The sequence below is a fragment of the Prosthecochloris sp. genome (assembly GCA_015482705.2).
In the GTDB taxonomy this organism is placed as follows: domain Bacteria; phylum Bacteroidota; class Chlorobiia; order Chlorobiales; family Chlorobiaceae; genus Prosthecochloris.
In genome coordinates, this window is record JADMLA020000004.1 from 43,017 (window position 1) to 62,279 (window position 19,263).

The 19,263-nt window shown below is 46.0% G+C and carries 14 protein-coding genes and 1 other RNA gene; 13 read left to right on the forward strand and 2 right to left on the reverse strand.

Annotated elements, in window-relative coordinates:
- Positions 1-87 precede the first annotated feature (87 nt).
- From QZ209_RS00650 to QZ209_RS00665, 4 genes are all read left to right on the forward strand, one after another.
- Positions 88-1,056 (forward strand): ABC transporter ATP-binding protein, encoded by a 969-nt coding sequence (locus QZ209_RS00650; protein ID WP_294343439.1) that lies wholly within the window; start codon positions 88-90, stop codon positions 1,054-1,056.
- 157 nt (positions 1,057-1,213) lie between these two features.
- On the forward strand, positions 1,214-1,924 hold the full coding sequence (locus QZ209_RS00655) for a response regulator transcription factor (RefSeq protein ID WP_294343441.1): 711 nt from the start codon (positions 1,214-1,216) through the stop codon (positions 1,922-1,924).
- Positions 1,911-3,716, forward strand: a complete 1,806-nt coding sequence (locus tag QZ209_RS00660) for an ATP-binding protein (RefSeq protein ID WP_294343443.1) — start codon at positions 1,911-1,913, stop codon at positions 3,714-3,716. The genes QZ209_RS00655 and QZ209_RS00660 overlap by 14 nt, the downstream gene beginning before the upstream one ends.
- Positions 3,713-5,026, forward strand: a complete 1,314-nt coding sequence (locus QZ209_RS00665) for a mechanosensitive ion channel family protein (RefSeq protein WP_294343445.1) — start codon at positions 3,713-3,715, stop codon at positions 5,024-5,026. The genes QZ209_RS00660 and QZ209_RS00665 overlap by 4 nt, the downstream gene beginning before the upstream one ends.
- Positions 5,027-5,140: 114 nt before the next feature.
- Here the strand turns inward: QZ209_RS00665 and QZ209_RS00670 are convergent, their stop codons facing one another.
- Together QZ209_RS00670 and QZ209_RS00675 are read right to left on the reverse strand one after the other, a co-directional pair.
- Positions 5,141-5,545, reverse strand: coding sequence for a DUF4332 domain-containing protein (locus QZ209_RS00670; RefSeq protein WP_294343447.1), 405 nt, complete (start codon positions 5,543-5,545; stop codon positions 5,141-5,143).
- A gap of 155 nt (positions 5,546-5,700) precedes the next feature.
- The gene (locus tag QZ209_RS00675; protein WP_294343451.1) at positions 5,701-6,213 is read right to left on the reverse strand and encodes an NUDIX hydrolase; all 513 of its coding nucleotides are present in this window, start codon (positions 6,211-6,213) and stop codon (positions 5,701-5,703) included.
- Between the two features lie 174 nt (positions 6,214-6,387).
- Between QZ209_RS00675 and bcp the strand changes: the two genes are divergently transcribed.
- The 9 genes from bcp to QZ209_RS00720 all read left to right on the forward strand — a co-directional run bounded on the left by bcp (position 6,388) and on the right by QZ209_RS00720 (position 19,244).
- Positions 6,388-6,858: a thioredoxin-dependent thiol peroxidase gene (gene bcp / locus QZ209_RS00680; protein WP_294343453.1), complete on the forward strand. Its 471-nt coding sequence runs from the start codon at positions 6,388-6,390 to the stop codon at positions 6,856-6,858.
- A gap of 3 nt (positions 6,859-6,861) precedes the next feature.
- A complete protein-coding gene (locus tag QZ209_RS00685) occupies positions 6,862-7,425 on the forward strand; it encodes a YqgE/AlgH family protein (protein ID WP_294343455.1) in 564 nt (187 codons plus the stop codon).
- 140 nt (positions 7,426-7,565) lie between these two features.
- Entirely contained in the window at positions 7,566-12,896 is a 5,331-nt protein-coding gene (locus QZ209_RS00690; protein ID WP_294343458.1) for a tetratricopeptide repeat protein, read from the forward strand.
- A 228-nt stretch (positions 12,897-13,124) separates the two neighbouring features.
- Positions 13,125-13,528, forward strand: a transfer-messenger RNA (tmRNA) gene (gene ssrA / locus QZ209_RS00695).
- 196 nt (positions 13,529-13,724) lie between these two features.
- A complete protein-coding gene (locus tag QZ209_RS00700) occupies positions 13,725-15,011 on the forward strand; it encodes an integrase arm-type DNA-binding domain-containing protein (protein ID WP_294343461.1) in 1,287 nt (428 codons plus the stop codon).
- 243 nt (positions 15,012-15,254) lie between these two features.
- A complete protein-coding gene (locus QZ209_RS00705) occupies positions 15,255-16,325 on the forward strand; it encodes a DNA cytosine methyltransferase (protein WP_294343462.1) in 1,071 nt (356 codons plus the stop codon).
- Positions 16,326-16,373: 48 nt separating this feature from the next.
- A complete protein-coding gene (locus tag QZ209_RS00710; protein WP_294343464.1) occupies positions 16,374-17,783 on the forward strand; it encodes an ATP-binding protein in 1,410 nt (469 codons plus the stop codon).
- A complete protein-coding gene (locus QZ209_RS00715; RefSeq protein ID WP_366515727.1) occupies positions 17,784-18,737 on the forward strand; it encodes an O-methyltransferase in 954 nt (317 codons plus the stop codon).
- Between the two features lie 66 nt (positions 18,738-18,803).
- Positions 18,804-19,244, forward strand: a complete 441-nt coding sequence (locus QZ209_RS00720; RefSeq protein WP_294343468.1) for a very short patch repair endonuclease — start codon at positions 18,804-18,806, stop codon at positions 19,242-19,244.
- Positions 19,245-19,263: the final 19 nt, after the last annotated feature.

Below are 19,263 nucleotides of genomic sequence, written 5' to 3' on the forward strand. Positions count from 1 at the left end.
TCCTGAACTGAGCAGATTACAATACGAACTGCGTATTTAGTTAATTCATGGTTTATTCCTGAAACCGAGCCTACGGACCGCTTAATTATGCAAAATATACTGGAAGTTAAAAACCTCAAGACGTACTATTCGACCGATAGCGGAACGGCAAGGGCGGTTGATGGTGTCAGTTTTTCACTTCGGCGCAATCGAACACTCGGTATAGTCGGTGAGTCGGGTTGTGGAAAGTCTGTAACCGCACTTTCCATCATGCGTCTGGTACCCGTACCTCCTGGTTTTTTTGCCGGTGGGGAGGTTTTCTGGAAAGGTAGAGATCTCCTGAAGCTTTCAGAAGAAGAGATGAGAAAGCTCAGAGGTAATGAGATTGCGATGATTTTTCAAGAACCGATGAGCTCTCTCAATCCGGTTTTTACCTGTGGAAACCAGATTGTTGAGCAGATTCTTCTCCATCAGGACCTCACAGGGAAAGAAGCAAAGGCGTTGTCGGTTGAAATGCTTCGTCATGTTGGTATTCCAAATCCTGCTGAACGTTTCGACGCATATCCTCATGAACTGTCAGGGGGGATGCGTCAGCGCGTCATGATTGCCATGGCGTTGTCATGCAATCCAGCGTTGCTCATTGCTGATGAGCCGACAACGGCACTCGATGTTACCGTTCAAGCCCAGATTCTTGAACTGATCGGTAAACTCCAGGCTGATACCGGAATGAGTGTCATCCTCATTACGCATGACTTCGGAGTGATAGCAGAGCTGTGTGAAGATGTTCTGGTAATGTATGCCTCGAAAGTTGTTGAAGAAGGAAGGGTTTCTCAGATTTTCTCCGATCCTTTACACCCCTATACCAAAGGCCTACTGAAATCGATTCCAAGGATCGGCTCGAAACAACAGCGTCTCAACGTTATCGAAGGAAATGTTCCCAGTGCAACGCGTCTTCCTGACGGATGCAGATTTGCCAATCGTTGTCCACTGGCAGATGAGCATTGTCGAAAAGTTGAGCCTCGGCTCGAGGAATATGAACCAGGTCATAAGGCCGCCTGCTGGAAAATTCATGCCTGATCGCGTTGCATTGGTTACATTTTACACTTTCGTAACGTTCTATGGTGATATTGGCGGGTTGTAATTGATGGGCTTTTCTGAAATGCCATGCATAATACCTATATTTCCCCCTGAATTGCATGTATCAGGCTTTTCCTAATTGTCCACTTATGATGCTATGCCCGAGCCATTGATTCTTGTTGTGGAGGATGACCGTAACCTGGCAAAACTTTTAAAGTACAATCTTGAAAAAGCCAGTTACAAATGTTTTCTGGCTGAATCGGGGGAAGATGCTCTTGGGCTGCTTGCGGAAAGAGATGTCGATCTTGTTTTACTTGACATTATGCTACCAGGTATCGATGGTTTCGAAGTTTGCAGGAGGATACGCCAACACCAGCTTTTCAGAGATCTTCCCATTGTGATGCTGACTGCAAAAGGAGAGGAAATCGACAAAGTGCTGGGTTTCGAACTTGGTATCGATGACTATGTTGTCAAACCTTTCAGCCCCCGTGAGTTGAACCTCAGAATTCGTGCTATTCTCAAACGTGACAGAAGAGGAAAACGGGATACAAGAGAGGTTATGAAATGCGAGGGCCTCGAAGTCGATATTGCCAAACACAGTGTCAAACTCAATGGCAGAGAGATTACCCTGACACTTATGGAGTTCAAGCTGCTTGCCGTACTTTTAAAAAGGAGAGGGCAGGCTCAGTCACGCGAAACGCTGCTCAGTGATGTGTGGGATGTGGATAAAACCATAAACACCCGCACCATAGATACCCATATTACCAGGTTAAGAGAAAAACTCGGTACTACCGGTAAACTTATCAAAACCGTAAGAGGGCTTGGTTACAAGCTCGAAGACAGCAGAGAGTGCGGTGAAAAAAACTAGCGTTTCTTTTCGGCTTGGGCTGGTTTTCGGGTTGGTTATTTTTTTTACAGTTGCAATCAGCTACTTCTATCTTGGCGGCCAGCTTCGGTCGCTTTTCTATGATGATATAAAAAAACAGTTATACAAGGAGCTACAGCTTAACCGTCAGCTTCTCGAAAGCAGGCCGGCACAGTGGGATGATATTACTGTGTCGGATCGATGGGCTGATGATGTCGGTGCTGCTCTGGAGCTTCGAGTAACGCTTATTTCAATGAATGGTGCGGTAATAGGAGATTCCTACATTGCTCCTGAACGGCTACCTTCTGTTGAAAACCATATGCAGCGGCCCGAAGTACAACAGGCACTCGTTGGTGGCTATGGTGAAAATACCCGATTCAGTGAGACCGTAAAAGAAGACATGCTGTATATCGCGATACTGCTCGGTTCTCAAAAGCCTTTTGCCGTCCTGCGTTTTGCAAAGCCCTTGAGTCAGATCAAACGGCTTGAGACAGAGATTCGCAGAGGTGTTGAAGGTGCCTTGTTCTGGTCGCTGTTTTTGTCCCTGATTTTCGGTGCTCTGACGGCCGTGTTTCTTGCAAGTCCACTAAGGCGCATTGCGTTGGCGGCTGATAAGCTTGTTCACGGTGACTATTCCTCCAAACTCCAGGTGAAGCGCGATGATGAAATTGGACAGCTTGCCAGAGCTTTAAACTATATCTCGGATGAGATGAAGCATATGAATCAGCAAGAGGAATGGTTCAAGGCGGTGTTTTCGAGCATTCGAGAGGCGATTATTGTTACCGATTCCAATGGCGTTGTCATGCTTGGAAATCCCGCGGCCTGCAGGTTTTTCAATCTGGATTGCGGACAGATGATAAGGGCGGGGGGGGCCGGACGTAAGGTAACCGATGCTCGATTGCTTGATTTATTCGAACGAATAAAAGTATCTGATTCACCGATTGCCAAAGAAGAGATTACCGTTATGACCGATCGTGGGGAAAGGGTTTTACAGGTCAGCGCCATGCCGGTGATCAAGGACAGTGTATCTCAGGGGACGGTTTTTGTCCTCAACGACATTACCAGATTGCGTAACCTGGAACGTGTTCGAAGAGATTTTGTTTCAAGTGTCTCTCATGAGCTTCGTACACCGTTGACAAGTATTACTGGGTACACTGAAACACTTCTCGAAGGAGCTATACACGATCCCGAAAACGCCAAACATTTCTTACAGATAATTCACCAGGAAAGCGAGCAATTGAAAGCACTTATCAACGATGTGCTCGATCTTTCGAAAATAGAGTCAGGCCGAATCAACTATACGTTCAGGCCGGTCAATCTAAGTGATCTTGTTGAAAAAACTCTGAACCTTTTCAGCAGGGCTATTGAAAAGAATGGTATAGCTTTGCATTTGCATATTCCCGAAGATCTTCCTTATGTTAACGCCGATAGTGACTATCTTGAACTTGTGGTTAGAAATCTTGTTGATAATGCCATAAAGTATGTTCCCGAAGAAAATGGACAAATCTGGATAAAAGCGTTTGTCGCTGATGATATGGTTCGAGTTGATGTCAAGGATAATGGTATCGGAATACCTCAGAAAGATCTCGGAAGAATATTCGAAAGGTTTTACCGTGTTGACAAGGCAAGATCGAGGGCTATCGGAGGGACTGGCCTTGGATTGTCTATCGTAAAACATATCATCCTTGCCCACAAAGGAAAGGTCGAGGTTCGTTCCCGGCTGAACCTCGGTTCGTTGTTCAGTTTTACCGTTCCGATTGTTCGTGACAACCACAAAACAAAATCTCATACATGATAGAATCAGCACTTTCCTATTTACAGACACATGGATTGACTGAGGTAGAGGCAAAGATAGGGCTTACAGCCTTGATGGTTCTGGTCGGTCTGGTACTCATCGTTATCGTAGAAGTGCTGACAAAAAGAATCCTCTTGAATGCCATTAATGCATTTGCTTCAAAGACAAGAACCAAGTATGACGATCTGCTAGTGAAGTACAAGGTTTTTAACTGGTTGGCCCATCTGATTCCTCCCCTTTTGCTTTATAATCTTGCCGTTCCGGTGTTGCAGTTCTACCCTAAAAGCATTGATGTCGTTCAGTCACTCGCCCTGGTCTATCTGACTGTCATTTTTGTTTTTGTTATTCTCAGTGCGCTCGATGCTTTACTGGAATATTACAATCAAAGTTCCGTTACCCGGAAGCTGCCCCTGAAGAGTTTTATTCAGGTGATCAAGACTATTGTCGTGTCGGTTGGAGCCGTGATTGTTATTTCGAATCTGATCGGTCAATCTCCTGTCGTTCTTTTCAGTGGGCTTGGTGCTTTTACTGCCGTTATCATACTGATTTTCAAGGATTCGATTCTCGGCTTTGTGGCTGGTATTCAGCTGACCACAAACAACCTCGTAAAAGTTGGTGACTGGATAGAGATGCCTAAATACGGAGTCGATGGTGATGTTGTCGATATTTCACTTGTAACGGTATCCGTGCAGAATTGGGATAAAACCATCAGTACGATTCCTGCCTATGCGCTGATCTCCGAAGGCTTCAAGAACTGGAGAGGGATGAGTGAATCGGGGGGGCGCAGGATCACACGGTCCATTATCATTGATATGAAAAGTGTACGCTTTTGCGATGATAGTATGCTGAAAAAATTCAGCGAAGTTCAGCTTTTACAATCGTATTTGAGGGAAAAAAAGCTTGAAGTCTCTCAATTCAATCAACGCCACGGGGTTGATACGTCATCACCGGTTAACGGGCGAAGACTCACGAATCTAGGAACGTTCAGGGCTTATCTCGTTGCTTATCTTCGAAATCATCCCAAGATAAATCCCGATATGACTTTTCTTATTCGTCATCTACAGCCAACCGAAAACGGTATTCCTGTTCAGATCTACGTTTTCAGCAATGATCAGGTTTGGGCTAATTACGAAGCGATACAGGCTGATATTATGGACCATGTTCTGGCGGTTCTTCCGTTTTTCGAACTCAGGGTTTTTCAGGTTCCTTCAGGCTCCGATATTGCTGATGCAGGGAAGGCTATACAGCAGGTTCTTACAGAAAGCATAACAAAGCAATCGGCACATATCGAGCAGAAAGGAAGACTGTAGAGGCTTCTGTATCAAAGAAATTACCTCTCGTGTTCCGGCTTTGTGAAAGAGCCTGCTGTGAGGGCGGGCCCGGTTTTACGGGGAACCGCCGGTATGTGAGTCGTCACGAAGGTATCAGTAGTTGATGACGCGGGGTAGCTCTTTGGCTTGGCTGACCCAATCAGAGACCTGTTTTTCTGTGGGTATTTTCCTGACAAGATTTTTCGATTCATTGACCTCGACCATCTTTACATGAAGGTTCGCTGCGTTACGCTGTGCAAGTTCAGGTACAGTATCGACACCGGCTTCCTCGAGGAGATCTGAATACTCCGATCCGATTCCTTTCACTCTCGACAGATCAGCACGGTTTACCCATTGCAGAATCTTATGTTCATCGATACCTGTTTTTTCAGCGAGAGCTTTTCTTCCTTTTCGATCACAACCTTGCTTTAACAGTTCCGACTGGGTTGGAACTCCGGCGTTTTCGAGTTTTGAACCGAAAGCATGTCCGATTCCCTCAACATCTGTGATTTTTGCCATGCAAAGCCTCCTTTTCGTTTGAATTTATGGTGCGGGCGGTAATATTGCTGTATGGTTGGTTGTTGTAACTTAACAATTATGAAGAAAAAAAACGTTGCGTTATTTGGTTTTAGAGTACAAACGATTACGGCATGATCGAAAAATGAACGCTTATGTCATACAGGCGGCTGGTATTCGTGGTTTCTTGCATCTTCAATTATTTTCTGATGAAGTGGGATGTTAATTTGCGGTATACCTTCATGGGGGTAAAAATCAGCTTCGTACAGTTCATGGTTAATCCGCAAGAGCCCTTCGGCAACAATCACTTTATATGCGATAACAAGGAGTGATCCGTACATTTTTGATTCACGGTGATATGCGCCGATCAACCGGTCTATTTTCCCCAACAACGAGGTCTCTTCGAGCAACTCTCTCAGGCAGCCTTCCTGAGGTGTTTCACCGGATTCAAGAAAGCCGCCAGGTAAAGACCATTCGTTATATGCCGGTTCATGGGCTCTTCTGACTACCAGTAATTCACCGGACAAATTTTCAGTATAAGCAACTGTAACCGGCAGAGGGTTTTCGTAGTGTATCCAGGAGCAGGATGGGCAAATTTTTCTTTTCCTGTACTCGATTTCTGCAGTTTGTAATGGGCTTCCACAAACGGGGCAATAATTATAGGTATGCATAATATCTGCGTTGAAAAATGTTCTTCATAGGAGCAAAAATGAAACAACCTGAACAGTGGACAATTTTGTGATTTTTGTGGTGTCTGTAAGTTGCTTCAAGCAAAGAAACTTTTTGTTGGCACAATTAATTCATATCAGTCAGTAATATCTTGATAATCAATAAAGTTCATTTTTATGGCACTGCTTGAACCGGGTATGGAAGCTCCGCTTTTCGAGGCAACAGATCAGTATGGAAAAACAGTCAGGCTTGAAGATTATATCGGTAAGAAGGTGGTTCTTTACTTTTACCCGAAAGACGATACCCCGGGGTGTACCAAAGAAGCTTGTGCATTTCGAGACAATTTCCCTAAATTTAAAGAGATAGGTGTTGAAGTTCTCGGAGTCAGCATAGATAGTGAAAAGCGCCATAAAAAGTTTGCCGAGAAGTATGAACTGCCTTTTAGGCTGGTAGCGGATGAGGATAAGAAAATCGTCCAGGATTACGGCGTTTGGGGACTGAAAAAATTTATGGGTCGGGAATATCTGGGAACGAACAGGGTTACCTACCTCATTGGAGAGAGCGGGCGCATAGAACATGTCTGGCCGAAGGTAAAGCCGATAGAGCATGCAAATGAGTTGATAGATTATATTGAAAATAGCGGGTAAATCATGGTTAATGAGTTTGAGCAACTTAGAGTGGGGGACCTTGTTATGGCTTCGGCAGTTATGCTTGAGTCAAATTTCAAGCGTACTGTGCTGTTGATGTGTGAACATAATGATCAGGGGTCTTTAGGCTTTATTCTCAACCGTCCTATGGAGATTAAAGTAAGTGACGCTATCACCGGTTTTGACGATGTTGATGTTCCGCTTCATATGGGTGGACCTGTACAGGTTGATACTGTTCATTATCTTCATGGCAGAGGTGATGTAATTGACGGTTCACATGAAGTTTTTCCAGGAGTTTTCTGGGGTGGGGAACAGGAGCAGCTAAGTTACCTGATGACATCAGGTGTCGTTTCACCAATCGAGGTTCGTTTTTACCTTGGATATGCAGGGTGGGCTTCCGGTCAGCTCGAAACCGAGTTCGAAGAAGGTTCGTGGTATACAACGGCTGCCAAAAAAGATGTTGTCTTCAGTGGCGAGTATGAACGTATGTGGGCAAGAACAGTGCGTTCAAAGGGGGGAGACTATCATTATGCCGCTAATTCACCGGAGCTGCCTGGTATGAACTGATGGCTTTGTTTCATTAGCCATGATATCGTTTCGAGACGCATTTTTTTACGGAATTACCTTATACATGTATTGTTTATCGCCATATATGTCGGCTGTCAGGGCTGCAGAAAGATATCACGTCCTGTGGCTAGCAGATCCATATGAATAAAAGAAAAAGTAAAACCGTTTTACCATCCCCCGATTCCCTCTCTCAGAGATCTTTTTCCCTGTTTCATAAAGCCGATGCACTTCATAAATCTGGTAAGCTGATTGAAGCAGAAATTCTCTATAAAAAAATATTACGGTCCCAACCCGATGAACTCAATTCTCTGCAACGATTAGCAACGGTTTTAGCCCAGAGAGAGCGGTATGAAGAGGCTGCCGGATTATTCGAACACGCACTTTCTCTCGATTCTGAGAATGCCTCCATGCTCAACAACTACGGTAATGTTTTATGTGCTATACGGCAGTATGAAAAAGCGTTTTCATGCTTTGAAAGAGCGATTGTTATCAAGCCTGATTATGCAGAAGCCTACTACAATCAGGCCAATGCGTTCAAAAAGGTGAGAAGGTATGATGAGGCTCTGAACTGCTATGACAAGGCAATAACCTGCAGGCCGGACTATGTTGACGCATATTTCAATTCAGGTGTACTGTTGCTTTTTCAAAAAAGATATGATGACGCTCGTCTCCGCTTTGAAACGGTGATTGCTTGCAGACAGGATCAAAGAGCATATTACCATCTTGGTATTGCCTTATATGAGTTGAAACTCTATGATGATGCGCTTGTCAGTCTTGAAAGAGCAGCTGCCATCAAACCTGATTTTTCGGAGGCACTTGTTTTTCAGGGAAGCGTATTGATGGTATTACAGCGATACGATAAAGCCCTTATCAAGTTCAACGAGGCAATTGAAATCAATCCGCATTATGTAGAAGCATACACCAATTCTGGAAATGCTCTTTTTGAGCTGTGCCGTAATGAAGAGGCGCTTCGGCGTTATGATGAAGCGATTTCGCTTAAAGCCGGTTACGCTGAAGCATATTGGAACAAGTCTCTCGTTCTTTTGTTGCTTGGTGATTTTAAAAAAGGATGGCCGTTATATGAGTGGCGATGGAAAAAGGAACCACTGAGTGAAAAGAGACGTGATTACAAGCAGCCACTTTGGCTACAGCAACAGCCGCTCACCGGTAAAACACTTTATCTTTACTATGAACAGGGTTTCGGAGACTCGATCCAGATGCTCAGATATATACCAGCACTTGAAAAAACAGGTGCCACGATAGTCCTTGAAATCCAGCCGGTTCTCCGTTCTCTTACTTCAACAATTGAAGGTATAGATGTTCTTGTCACGCAACCCTATACCGGACATTTCGACTATCATCTTCCCCTTATGTCTCTGCCTCTTGCTATGGGGACAACGGTAGAAACCGTACTGCAAACGTCTCCCTATCTTTTTGTTGAAAAAACATTCAGGCAGAAATGGGCTGAAAGGCTCGGGGAAAAACAAGGAAAGCGTAAGCGTATCGGTATTGTCTGGTCAGGTTCGACTATACACAGACAGGATTACAAGAGAAGTATACCGTTTCATAGTATCGAGCCACTACTCGAAAGCGATGCTGAATGTTACTCATTACAAAAAGAGTATCGTGGAGGTGATCGGGAGAAGCTGGAACGTTCGGGCAGGATTACTGATTTTTCGACAGACCTGCTTGATTTTGCCGATACTGCCGGTTTAATCGAGCAGCTGGATCTGATTATCAGTGTCGATACAGCTGTTGCTCATCTTGCCGGGGCATTGGGTAAGGAGGTATGGCTGCTGTTACCGGAAGTGCCCGATTACCGCTGGCTCAACAAAGGAAACGGCAGCCCATGGTATCCGACCATGAGGCTGTTTCGACAGGCGTCAAGCGGGGACTGGAAAAGTGTTATCAAAAAGGTAAAAGAGGTGTTATGCAGTGAGCTGTCTGTTCACAGCGTCTCGAGGGTATTCATTGGGAACGTTACCACACCAGCATTGAAGAAAAATGTTCTTTTGAAAAAAGCTCGAGAGCTTTACAGACACGGCAAGCTTGAACAAGCGGTAGCTTTTTGCAGTCGATTACTCTCAAAAGAACCGAAGCATATCGAGGCGCTGTTGCTGTTGGCTGCATTGCGTGTCAATGAAAAACGGTATGAAAAAGCGGCGGAATTGTTCAAAAAAGCACTCGAGATCAAACCGGATAATCCTTCGGCTTTGAACAATTATGGTAATGTCCTCAACAGCCTGAGACATCATGAAAAAGCTCTTTGCTGCTTTGACAGAGCCATTACGCTCGACCCTGAGTATGCGGAAGCATACTACAACCGCAGCAAGACGTTATTTGAATTGCAACAGTATGAAAAAGCATTGCCAGGCTTCGAGAAAGCACTTGCGATCAAGCCTGATTTTGTACAAGCGCATGTCTTTAAAGGAGACGTTTTAAGGAAAGTATCGCTGTACGAAGAGGCTCTCTTGCATTACGAAAAAGCTATTGCGCTCAACCCCGAGTACGCTCTTGTCTATAACAACCTTGGAAATGCCTTGCAGGAACTACAGCGATATGAAGAGGCTTTATCATGTTTTGACAAGGCGATTACTCTTCAGCCGGATTATGTCAATGCATACAACAATCGAGGCATCGTTCTTTACAAGCTACAGCGATATAAGGAAGCTCTCCATGATTATGACAAGGCGATCTCACTGAAGTCCTACTTTGCACCGGCTCATACCAACCGTGGAGCTTTTTTATCGGAAATGCGGCAATATGAAGAGGCGCTTCAAAGTTACGATAAGGCGATTGCGCTGGATCCGGGTTATGCAGAAGCATATTGGAATAAAGCCATCGCACTACTTTTGCTGGGTGACTACCGTGATGGATGGCCTTTATATGAGTGGCGGTGGAAAAAGAGGCCTCTTGACTCGGCAAAGCGAACATATCGTCAACCACTCTGGTTGCGGCAACAACCACTCTCTGGAAAAACACTCTATCTTTATCATGAACAGGGATTCGGTGACTCCATTCAAATGCTGAGATATATACCTGAACTTAAAAAAAGCGGAGCTACAATTGTGCTTGAAGTTCAGTCGCCTCTGCGAACTCTCTCGGTATCTCTAACGGGTGTCGATACCCTTGTTTCAAGCTCATATAACGGTACGTTTGACTATCATCTGCCACTCATGTCACTGCCGTTGGCAATGCGGACAACGGTAGAGACCATACCGGATACTTTCCCCTACATTTTTGTTGAAGAACCGATCAGGACAAAGTGGGCGCAAAAGCTCGGTCGAAATGCAGAGAAACGGGTCGGGATTGTCTGGTCCGGTTCTGCCCGACATGTACATGATGACAGGAGGAGTATTCCCTTTGATAGTATCGAGCCACTGCTCGAAAGTGATATGGAATTTTACTCACTGCAGAAAGAATATCGTGAGGGTGATCGGGAAAAGCTCGAACGTTCTGGTAAAATTGCTGATTTTTCGGCGGAACTGCATGACTTTACCGAGACTGCGGGTTTAATCGAGCAGCTTGATCTTGTTATCAGTGTTGATACAGCAGTGGCACATCTTGCAGGGGCAATGGGAAAGGAAGTGTGGTTGCTGTTGGCAGATGTACCGGATTTCCGCTGGATGACCGAACGTAGTGACAGTCCGTGGTACCCAACAGCAAGGCTGTTTCGTCAAACAGTGGCAGGAGAATGGCAAAAAGTTGTTCAGTGCGTCGGAAAAGCGCTAGAAGATATGGTTCCTCGCTCTGAGTTCAACTCTGAGCAGATCGAAAGATGTTCGGAAAAACCTGCATTATCAAGGCAAAAGGTGGGAAGCACACTACAGAGTGGGTTCGCACTGTACAAACAGGGACGGCTGGATGATGCTGAACATCTTTACAGGGAGATACTGACATCGGATGCTGATAATGTCAATGCTTTGCACCTTCTGGCGACATTGCTGGCCCAAAAGATGCAGTTTGTCGAGTCGGTCGAGCTTTTGAGGAAAGCGGCAGGTATCGCACCTGATAATCCATTGATATTCAATAATTATGGAAATGCATTGAGTGCATTGAAAAAACATGAAGAGGCTCTTTTGCGTTATGAGAAGGCAATTGCGATTAAGCCAGATTATGCGGAAGCATATGGTAACCGAGCAAACGTTCTCAAAGAACTGCAGCGATATGAGGAGGCGTTGCAGAACTATGAGAAAGCGTTATTCATAAAGCCAAATTATCCAGCAGCATGTTATGGATTAGGTAACACGTATATGGAACTGAAGCGGTACGAGGAGGCTCTTCACTGTTTCGAATCCGCTATTGAACTCGATCCTCATTATGTTGACGCTCATTGTAACCGGGGTAACATGCTCAAGGAGATGCAGAGGCATGAGGATGCGCTTGCCAGTTTTAAGAAAGCTTTAGCATTAAAACCGGATGCTGCGGAACTGCATTATAATATAGCCAATACCTGTTTCGAGGTAGGGGAATATGAAGAGGCGCTGCATAGCTATAACAAGGCAATAGCCTTGAAAAACGGCTATCATAAAGCTTACTGGAACAAATCATTTTTATTGCTGTTGCTCGGTGACTACAAGGAAGGGTGGTTGTTGTATGAATGGCGCTGGAAAAATGAGCCTCAGCGTAGAAAGAAAAGAGATTACCAAAAACCACTCTGGTTACAGCAGCAGGTTCTGGAGGGAAAGGCGCTTTATTTATACTATGAACAAGGGTTCGGCGACTCCATCCAGATGTTGAGATACATACCTTGTCTTAAAGAAGCAGGAGCAACCATTGTATTGGAGGTCCAGTCACCACTTCACAAGCTTGCAATGACGGTGAAGGGTATCGACAAGATTGTGACAGAGCCTTATACAGGGCATTTTGATTTCCATCTGCCGTTGATGTCGCTACCGCTTGCCATGAAAACAACACTTGAAACCATTCCTGGCAACTGTCCTTATCTTTTCACAGGGAAAGATGTCCGGCAAAAATGGATCGAAAAGCTTGGGGAGAAAAAAGGAATGCGGGTCGGGGTGGTTTGGGCTGGGACAGCCCGGCACAAGAACGATCATAAAAGAAGCATAGCATTCAATGAAATCGCTTTACTTCTGGAGAATGACGCTGTTTTTTATTCCTTACAGAAAGAGTATCGGGATGGTGAGCTGGAAATGCTGCAAAAGTCAGGTGGGATTGTTGATTGTTCGGCAGAGTTGCATGATTTTTCAGAAACAGCGGGATTGATCGAGCAGCTCGACCTGGTGATCAGCGTTGATACGTCAGTAGCGCATCTTGCCGGAGCGTTAGGTAAGGATGTATGGTTGCTGTTGCCTACAGTGCCGGATTTCCGCTGGTTGACTGAGCGGGAGGACAGCCCCTGGTATCCAACCATAACACTTTTTCGTCAAGCATCAGGGAGTGATTGGAAGCCGGTAATCAAGTGCGTGAATAAAACGCTGAAGGAAAAAGTGGCTTGTCGAGTGCAATAAGGTAAAATGAGTGCACGACCCTTGTTCGTCTTCAATTTCCGAAAACAATCAGAATAATGACTATCAACAAGTATGAAACTATTCCCCACATGACAACGGTGGTAGCTTTCAGCTTTTTCTTGAGCATGGAACTTAATACTGTTTGTTTCCGGTTGTTCTTCTCTGATTAAAGTTATATATATGCCTTATACTACACAAGATGATGTTTGTGCTTTGTTCTTTGTTATCGGGGATGACAGGCTTTTGACAGGATAGGTGTACGATCCGGTTGCACTCCGAGTTTCAGCATGGATGGACTCGTTAAAGAAGTCTATGTAACAATTAGATGCAGACGATTATTCGTATGCAATGGCTGCCTGATTAGCATAAGTTAATTCAATCAGCCATCATTCGATAAGGGAGGCGCTTACTCTGAGCTTATCGAATGGCATAACCCGCGCTTGAGCCATAGCTCGCGCAAGTAAGCTTCATCTGTTTTTTTTCCGGAAAAACAGGTGAGCACTCCTCCGGAATAGTGTTTCGAACTTTGTCGATGGAGTCGTGAAACATGAATACTAAAACATCGAAGATGAGTGTGGTGGCTGTTTCAAGCAATGTTCTGGACGCGGGTTCGACTCCCGCCATCTCCACTAATGAGTGATCTGACAATATCTTGAAATGTCTTCAAGCCCCTGATAAATGAGGGGTTTTTGCTTTTTGGTTGTCCGGTATGGTCCAGTGGGGTTTGTGTGAATCCTGTCTTTTTTGGTATACTTTATGGTGTATCGTGAGTGTGTTCACACCTGTGGATGATTTTGTATACCCATTCTCTGCCAAAGGATTATACCCATGCCGAAAAAGATTCCTCCGTTATCCGCCGCTAAGGTCAGGGCTGCCAAGGCTTCTTCGAAGCAGCAGACGTTGTTCGATGGTGACGGTTTGTTCCTCCTGATTCCTCCCGCTAAATTCGGGCCTGACGGCCGGGCGCTCGCTGCTTCCAAGTTATGGCGGTTCAAATACTCTTTCGAGGGTAAGGCCCGGCTCATTTCTTTCGGTGCTTTTCCCGAGGTGAGCCTCGATGATGCTCGAGCTCGCCGTAACGAGGCCAGACGTATGCTGGAGCAGGGTATCGACCCCGGGGCTGAGCGTAAGCTGCGCAAGGTGACTCTTGCCCGTGAGCAGGCGCGCCTGGCCACTACGTTCGGGATGGTTGCCATGGATTGGTTCACTGTGGCGGAATCGGAATGGACCCATGGCCACGCGAGGACCGTGCGCTCACGGCTCGAAAGGGATATCCTGCCGCTGCTTGGCAATACACTGATTTCCGAGGTCTCTACACGTGATGTTTTGGAGGTGTTGCGGCTGGTCGAGGCCCGGCAGGCTTTCGAGACCGCTCACCGTATCAAGACCATCATCGGGCAGGTGTTCACGTTCGCTCTCATTTCCGACGTTCCCGGGGTGAACGGCAACCCCGCCGCCGGGCTGGGTAAGGTGCTTAAGCAGCCCCGCAAGAAAAGCATGGCGGCCATTCTCGACCCTGTGGAGTTGGGCCGGCTGCTTCGCGATATCGATGGTTACGCCGGTTCGCACGTGGTTCGTTCGGCCCTGAAGCTGGCTCCGATGCTGTTCGTTCGGCCCGGGGAGTTGCGTAACGCGAAATGGGCGGATGTCGACCTCGACGGGCAGGTCTGGCTGTTACCGGTCGAGGATATGAAACTGACGCTCAAGGAGAAGGCACTCCGCAAGGGGCAGGTGCATACGGTTCCGCTGGCTCGTCAAGCAGTCGAAGTGTTGCGGGCGCTTTACCCATTTTCTTCGAGCAGCGCTTACGTGTTTCCCGGGCGCGCGGCTTCGAGGGTGATGTCGGAAAACACCGTCAACCAGGCCTTGCGGACGATGGGCTGGGACTCCGCTACGGTTTCCGGCCATGGGTTCAGGGCCACGGCTCGAACCATGCTGCACGAAACGCTCGGCTTCAGCCCCGACGCGATCGAGGCCCAGCTCGGACACCGCGTCCCGGACCGGCTCGGTACCGCCTACAACCGCACCCAGCACCTCGACGAGCGCACGCGTTTTATGCAGGCGTGGGCGGATTACCTGGATGGGTTGAAGGCGAAAGAAGATGGTTCGGTTTGATGTGGGGGGTGTCGTCCAACGTACCGTTGCCTCGTTTCACCGCTGTATTCTCCGATTTGTCCTGTTTTTTTGACGATTGAATCCGTGTTTCACGTTCGTTGTTTGGTTTTGGACATAAATGGAAATACAGTGTTCCGTTTGGATTTGTTTGGAAGATTATTATTGCCATAATATGTTCATATTCGGTATTTTACGGTGTAATGACGGGTATGGTGACCATGGGACATGAAGAAAGTGCGATAAATGATAGATGGATTCATTGAAAACAATCGGAAAAAACCTGCGAGGATAAGGGCGGTCGATGTCTTCTGCGGCGCAGGCGGCCTGACCAGGGGATTGGAAGATGCGGGTATCGGTGTGGCTCTCGGCATAGACATCGATCCGGCATGTGAATATCCCTATAACCAGAACAACAACGCTACGTTTTGCTTGAGATCCGTTGAAAACATAGAGCCTTCGGATCTGAGCGAAGCATTCGATGGCGCAGATTTCAGGCTACTAGCGGGTTGTGCGCCATGCCAGACATTTTCTTCGTACAATCAAAAGGCCAATGTCGAGGATAAGCGATGGTGGCTACTAGGTGATTTTTCCAGACTCGTTCGTGAAATCGAGCCAGAATTCGTCACGATGGAAAACGTTCCGGGACTCGAAAAACACGATGTTTTCGAAGGGTTTCTGCGTGATCTCGAGAGTGGTGGATATTTCGTTGATTTTCGGGTCGTGAATTGTGAAGCATATGGAATACCCCAGTTCAGGAAGAGGCTCGTTCTTCTGGCCTCACGACTTGGTGAGATCAAGTTGTTGACCCCAGAGCGATTCGGAGCGGAAAGAAAAACGGTGATGAAGGCAATAGGAGACCTTCGACCAATAGGTGCCGGAGAGGTCGATCGGGAAGACCCCTTGCATATATCTTGCGCCCTTTCTGGATTGAACATGAAAAGAATGAAGGCATCGAAGCCGGGAGGAACATGGAGAGACTGGCCGGAAGAACTCGTTGCCCGATGTCATAGAAACGAAAGTGGTCGAACCTACCCGGGCGTATACGGTCGAATGAAGTGGACCGACCCATCTCCCACATTGACGACTCAGTTTTATGGCTTCGGGAATGGAAGATTCGGGCATCCCGAACAGGACCGGGCGATTTCGCTTCGTGAGGGAGCCATACTTCAGACATTTCCCGATGATTACAAGTTCATCTCTCCTGGAAAGAAGGTCAACAAGAAGACTCTCGGTCGTCTCATCGGTAATGCGGTACCTGTCAGATTGGGTGAGGTTATCGGGAAGAGCTTTTTACGTTATGTTGAAGATTTATGAAATAACGATCATTCCCTGGTTTATAAAAAATGTCGAGGAGATGTTTCGATGGCTGAAAATTCGAACGTTGCGAATGCCACACCTACAAAGAGTTTTTTTGTTTCCATGCTTACAAGAGATATAAGCCTTGCAGATGCGATTTTAGATCTGGTGGACAATTGTCTTGATGGTGTGCTTCGTGAATCAGAAGATGATAAGATAGATTATTCACAATACCATGTAAAGATTCTTCTGAACAAAGATCGCTTCAACATTGTCGATAATTGTGGAGGGATTCCCGTTGAAATAGCGAAAAATTATGCTTTCAAGCTTGGACGTGAGATCGACGATCATCGAGATTCGGAAAAAGAAACTATAGGTATGTACGGTATCGGTATGAAACGAGCTCTTTTTAAAATGGGGAAGGATTCCATAGTCAAGACAATGAATGGCAGTGATCGTTATGAAGTTCGAATATCCTCGGAATGGTTGCATTCAAAGGAGTGGGGGGTGTTACCCATAAAAGAATTGACTGAAGATGACGATCTCATGGTACCTGGTACAATCATTCATGTCGATGGGCTTTACGATGGAGTGTCGAAACATTTCGACAATGATCATTTCGTGAGCGAACTCAAGGTCGCTATGGGTGAACATTTCACCACGTTCTTGGAAAAGGGTTTTAAGATATATGTGAATGGTGAATCCGTCGAGCCAGTTTTACTTGAAGTTTTGGTTTCGGAAAATCCAGAGGGACCCGCCCCATTCGTTTATCGAAAGGAGACCGACGAGGTTACCGTAACGATGGTTATAGGACTGAATTCAAGAAAGCTGATTTTCGATGAAGATGCTGAGAATCTGGAGGATTACAAGCTACCCGAGACTGCCGGGTGGACCATCTTTTGCAATGATAGAGCTGTTATCGTCGGTGACAAGAGCAGAATAACGGGTTGGGGCGATAATCTGCCTTTTTATCATGCGCAATTTTCGATCATCACTGGAATGGTGGAGTTTAGTTCGAACCGAGCGGATAAATTACCTGTTACGACGACCAAAAGAGCGTTGGATACATCATCGGATATATGGTTGCAAACAAGGACAAAGATGATGGAGGCCATGAGAGTTTGGATCGATTATACCAACAAATGGAAAAATCACCCAAGAGAGGAGCAAAAACAATATTGGGAAGACTCGAAGCCGATGTCCCTTCGTGATGCAACGTATATTGTTTTGAAAGAAAGAAAGGCAAAAACTCTATCTGATGGTAGTTCTGAGTACAATCCAAGAAAAAACAAGGTTTTGCCTTTTCCCGAAAAAGATAAGCCGTCTTCAAGGAGGATCGTTTTTACGAGACCGCTCGAGGAAATCAAGCTAGTTTCCGAAGGTTTGTTCGACCGAGATGATGAAAAGCCTGGAATAGTGGGTGATCAATGCTTTCAGCGAGTTTTCGATGAGCTCGGTGGCACGGAGGTGAAATAGGTGGGAAAGTCCAATGTAGTTCCATACAAATTAAGACCGAACAAATCGGTAGATCGCGAAATGTTCATTTCCTTGCTCAATAGGTTGGGAGCGGTTCTACGAGTGGAGAATTACAAATACATAGGACTTGGAGGGCCTTTTTTGGAAGATTTCAGGTTGATCCATGCAAGGACAGGAATCAAAGGTATGGTCAGTGTTGAAATGGATGAAAATACCTACAAACGGCAATCTTTCAATAGGCCAGTCGATTCGATAGAATGTGTTCATTCATCTCTGGAGGATTTTCTTGCTGATAACAGCTTCGATGAACCTATCATATTGTGGCTCGACTACACCGGGGCTGCAATGAACCAGATGGATACATTCGCCGAACAAGTCGTCGAGCAAGAGGTTTTTAGTATCCTGAGAATTACACTGAATGCCAATCCGAGTTCATTGGGAGAACCAAGTGCCGATAGACTATCAGGTGAAAAATTGCTAGAGTGGCGATTGAATGCGTTTATGGATAAAATTGGTAAACGAAGCTATACCGAAGGTTTGACCTCCAAAGATGTCATGACCGCAAAGTACGGCCGGAGTGTGCTGAAAGTGTTGTATCTTCGGGTCAACGACGTTTTGCTCGGATGCAATGACAGAAAAATCGTTTGGGCTCTCACCACTCATTATTCCGATGGGCAGCCAATGGTTACTGCTACACTGATCACGGTCCCGCCAGAAAACGATGAACTTGAAAGAATAATTAGGGACTGGGAATTTCACTCCGAACCCTTGTCTCCTTTGGTGCTGGATCTACCTTCTCTATCGACCAAGGAACGCTTGACAATGGAGATAAACGGCAATCCGAAAGAGGATATGGGTTATAAATTGCCACCATCGTCATTGAAACAAGAACCGTTCGAGAATTTCAAGAGGTTTTATAGAGTTTATCCTCATTATGCGCGTATTGATTTGTAGTTGATCAAACAGTTGCATTGATCGATTTGAGGTGACTCTCTCTCATACTTCAAGAAGTGGGCTATAATGGACACGGTTGACGTAGAAACACGTTCGAAAATCATGTCCCTTGTGCGTCAGAAGGCTACCGGTCCGGAATTGATCGTTCGAAAGGCGTTGCATCGTCGAGGTTTTCGCTACCGCTTGAATGTCAAATCCCTTCCCGGTTCACCCGATCTTGTGTTTCCCAAATACCATGCGGTGATTTTCGTGCATGGTTGTTTTTGGCATCGACACGGCTGCAAGGCGACAACGACACCAGGGACGCGCCAGGAATTCTGGGAAACGAAATTCAAGGACAATGTCTCCAGGGATAGACGGAACATCGAGGAGTTGAGAAATATTGGCTGGAGGGTGATGGTTGTTTGGGAATGTGTCTTGAAAAAGAACAAAAAAACTCCCGATCATATCGTGGGCGAGGTGGAACGGTGGTTGAATTCCGATGAAGTTCTTGCCGAGATTGGGTGAGATCGAGTTTGTCATACAG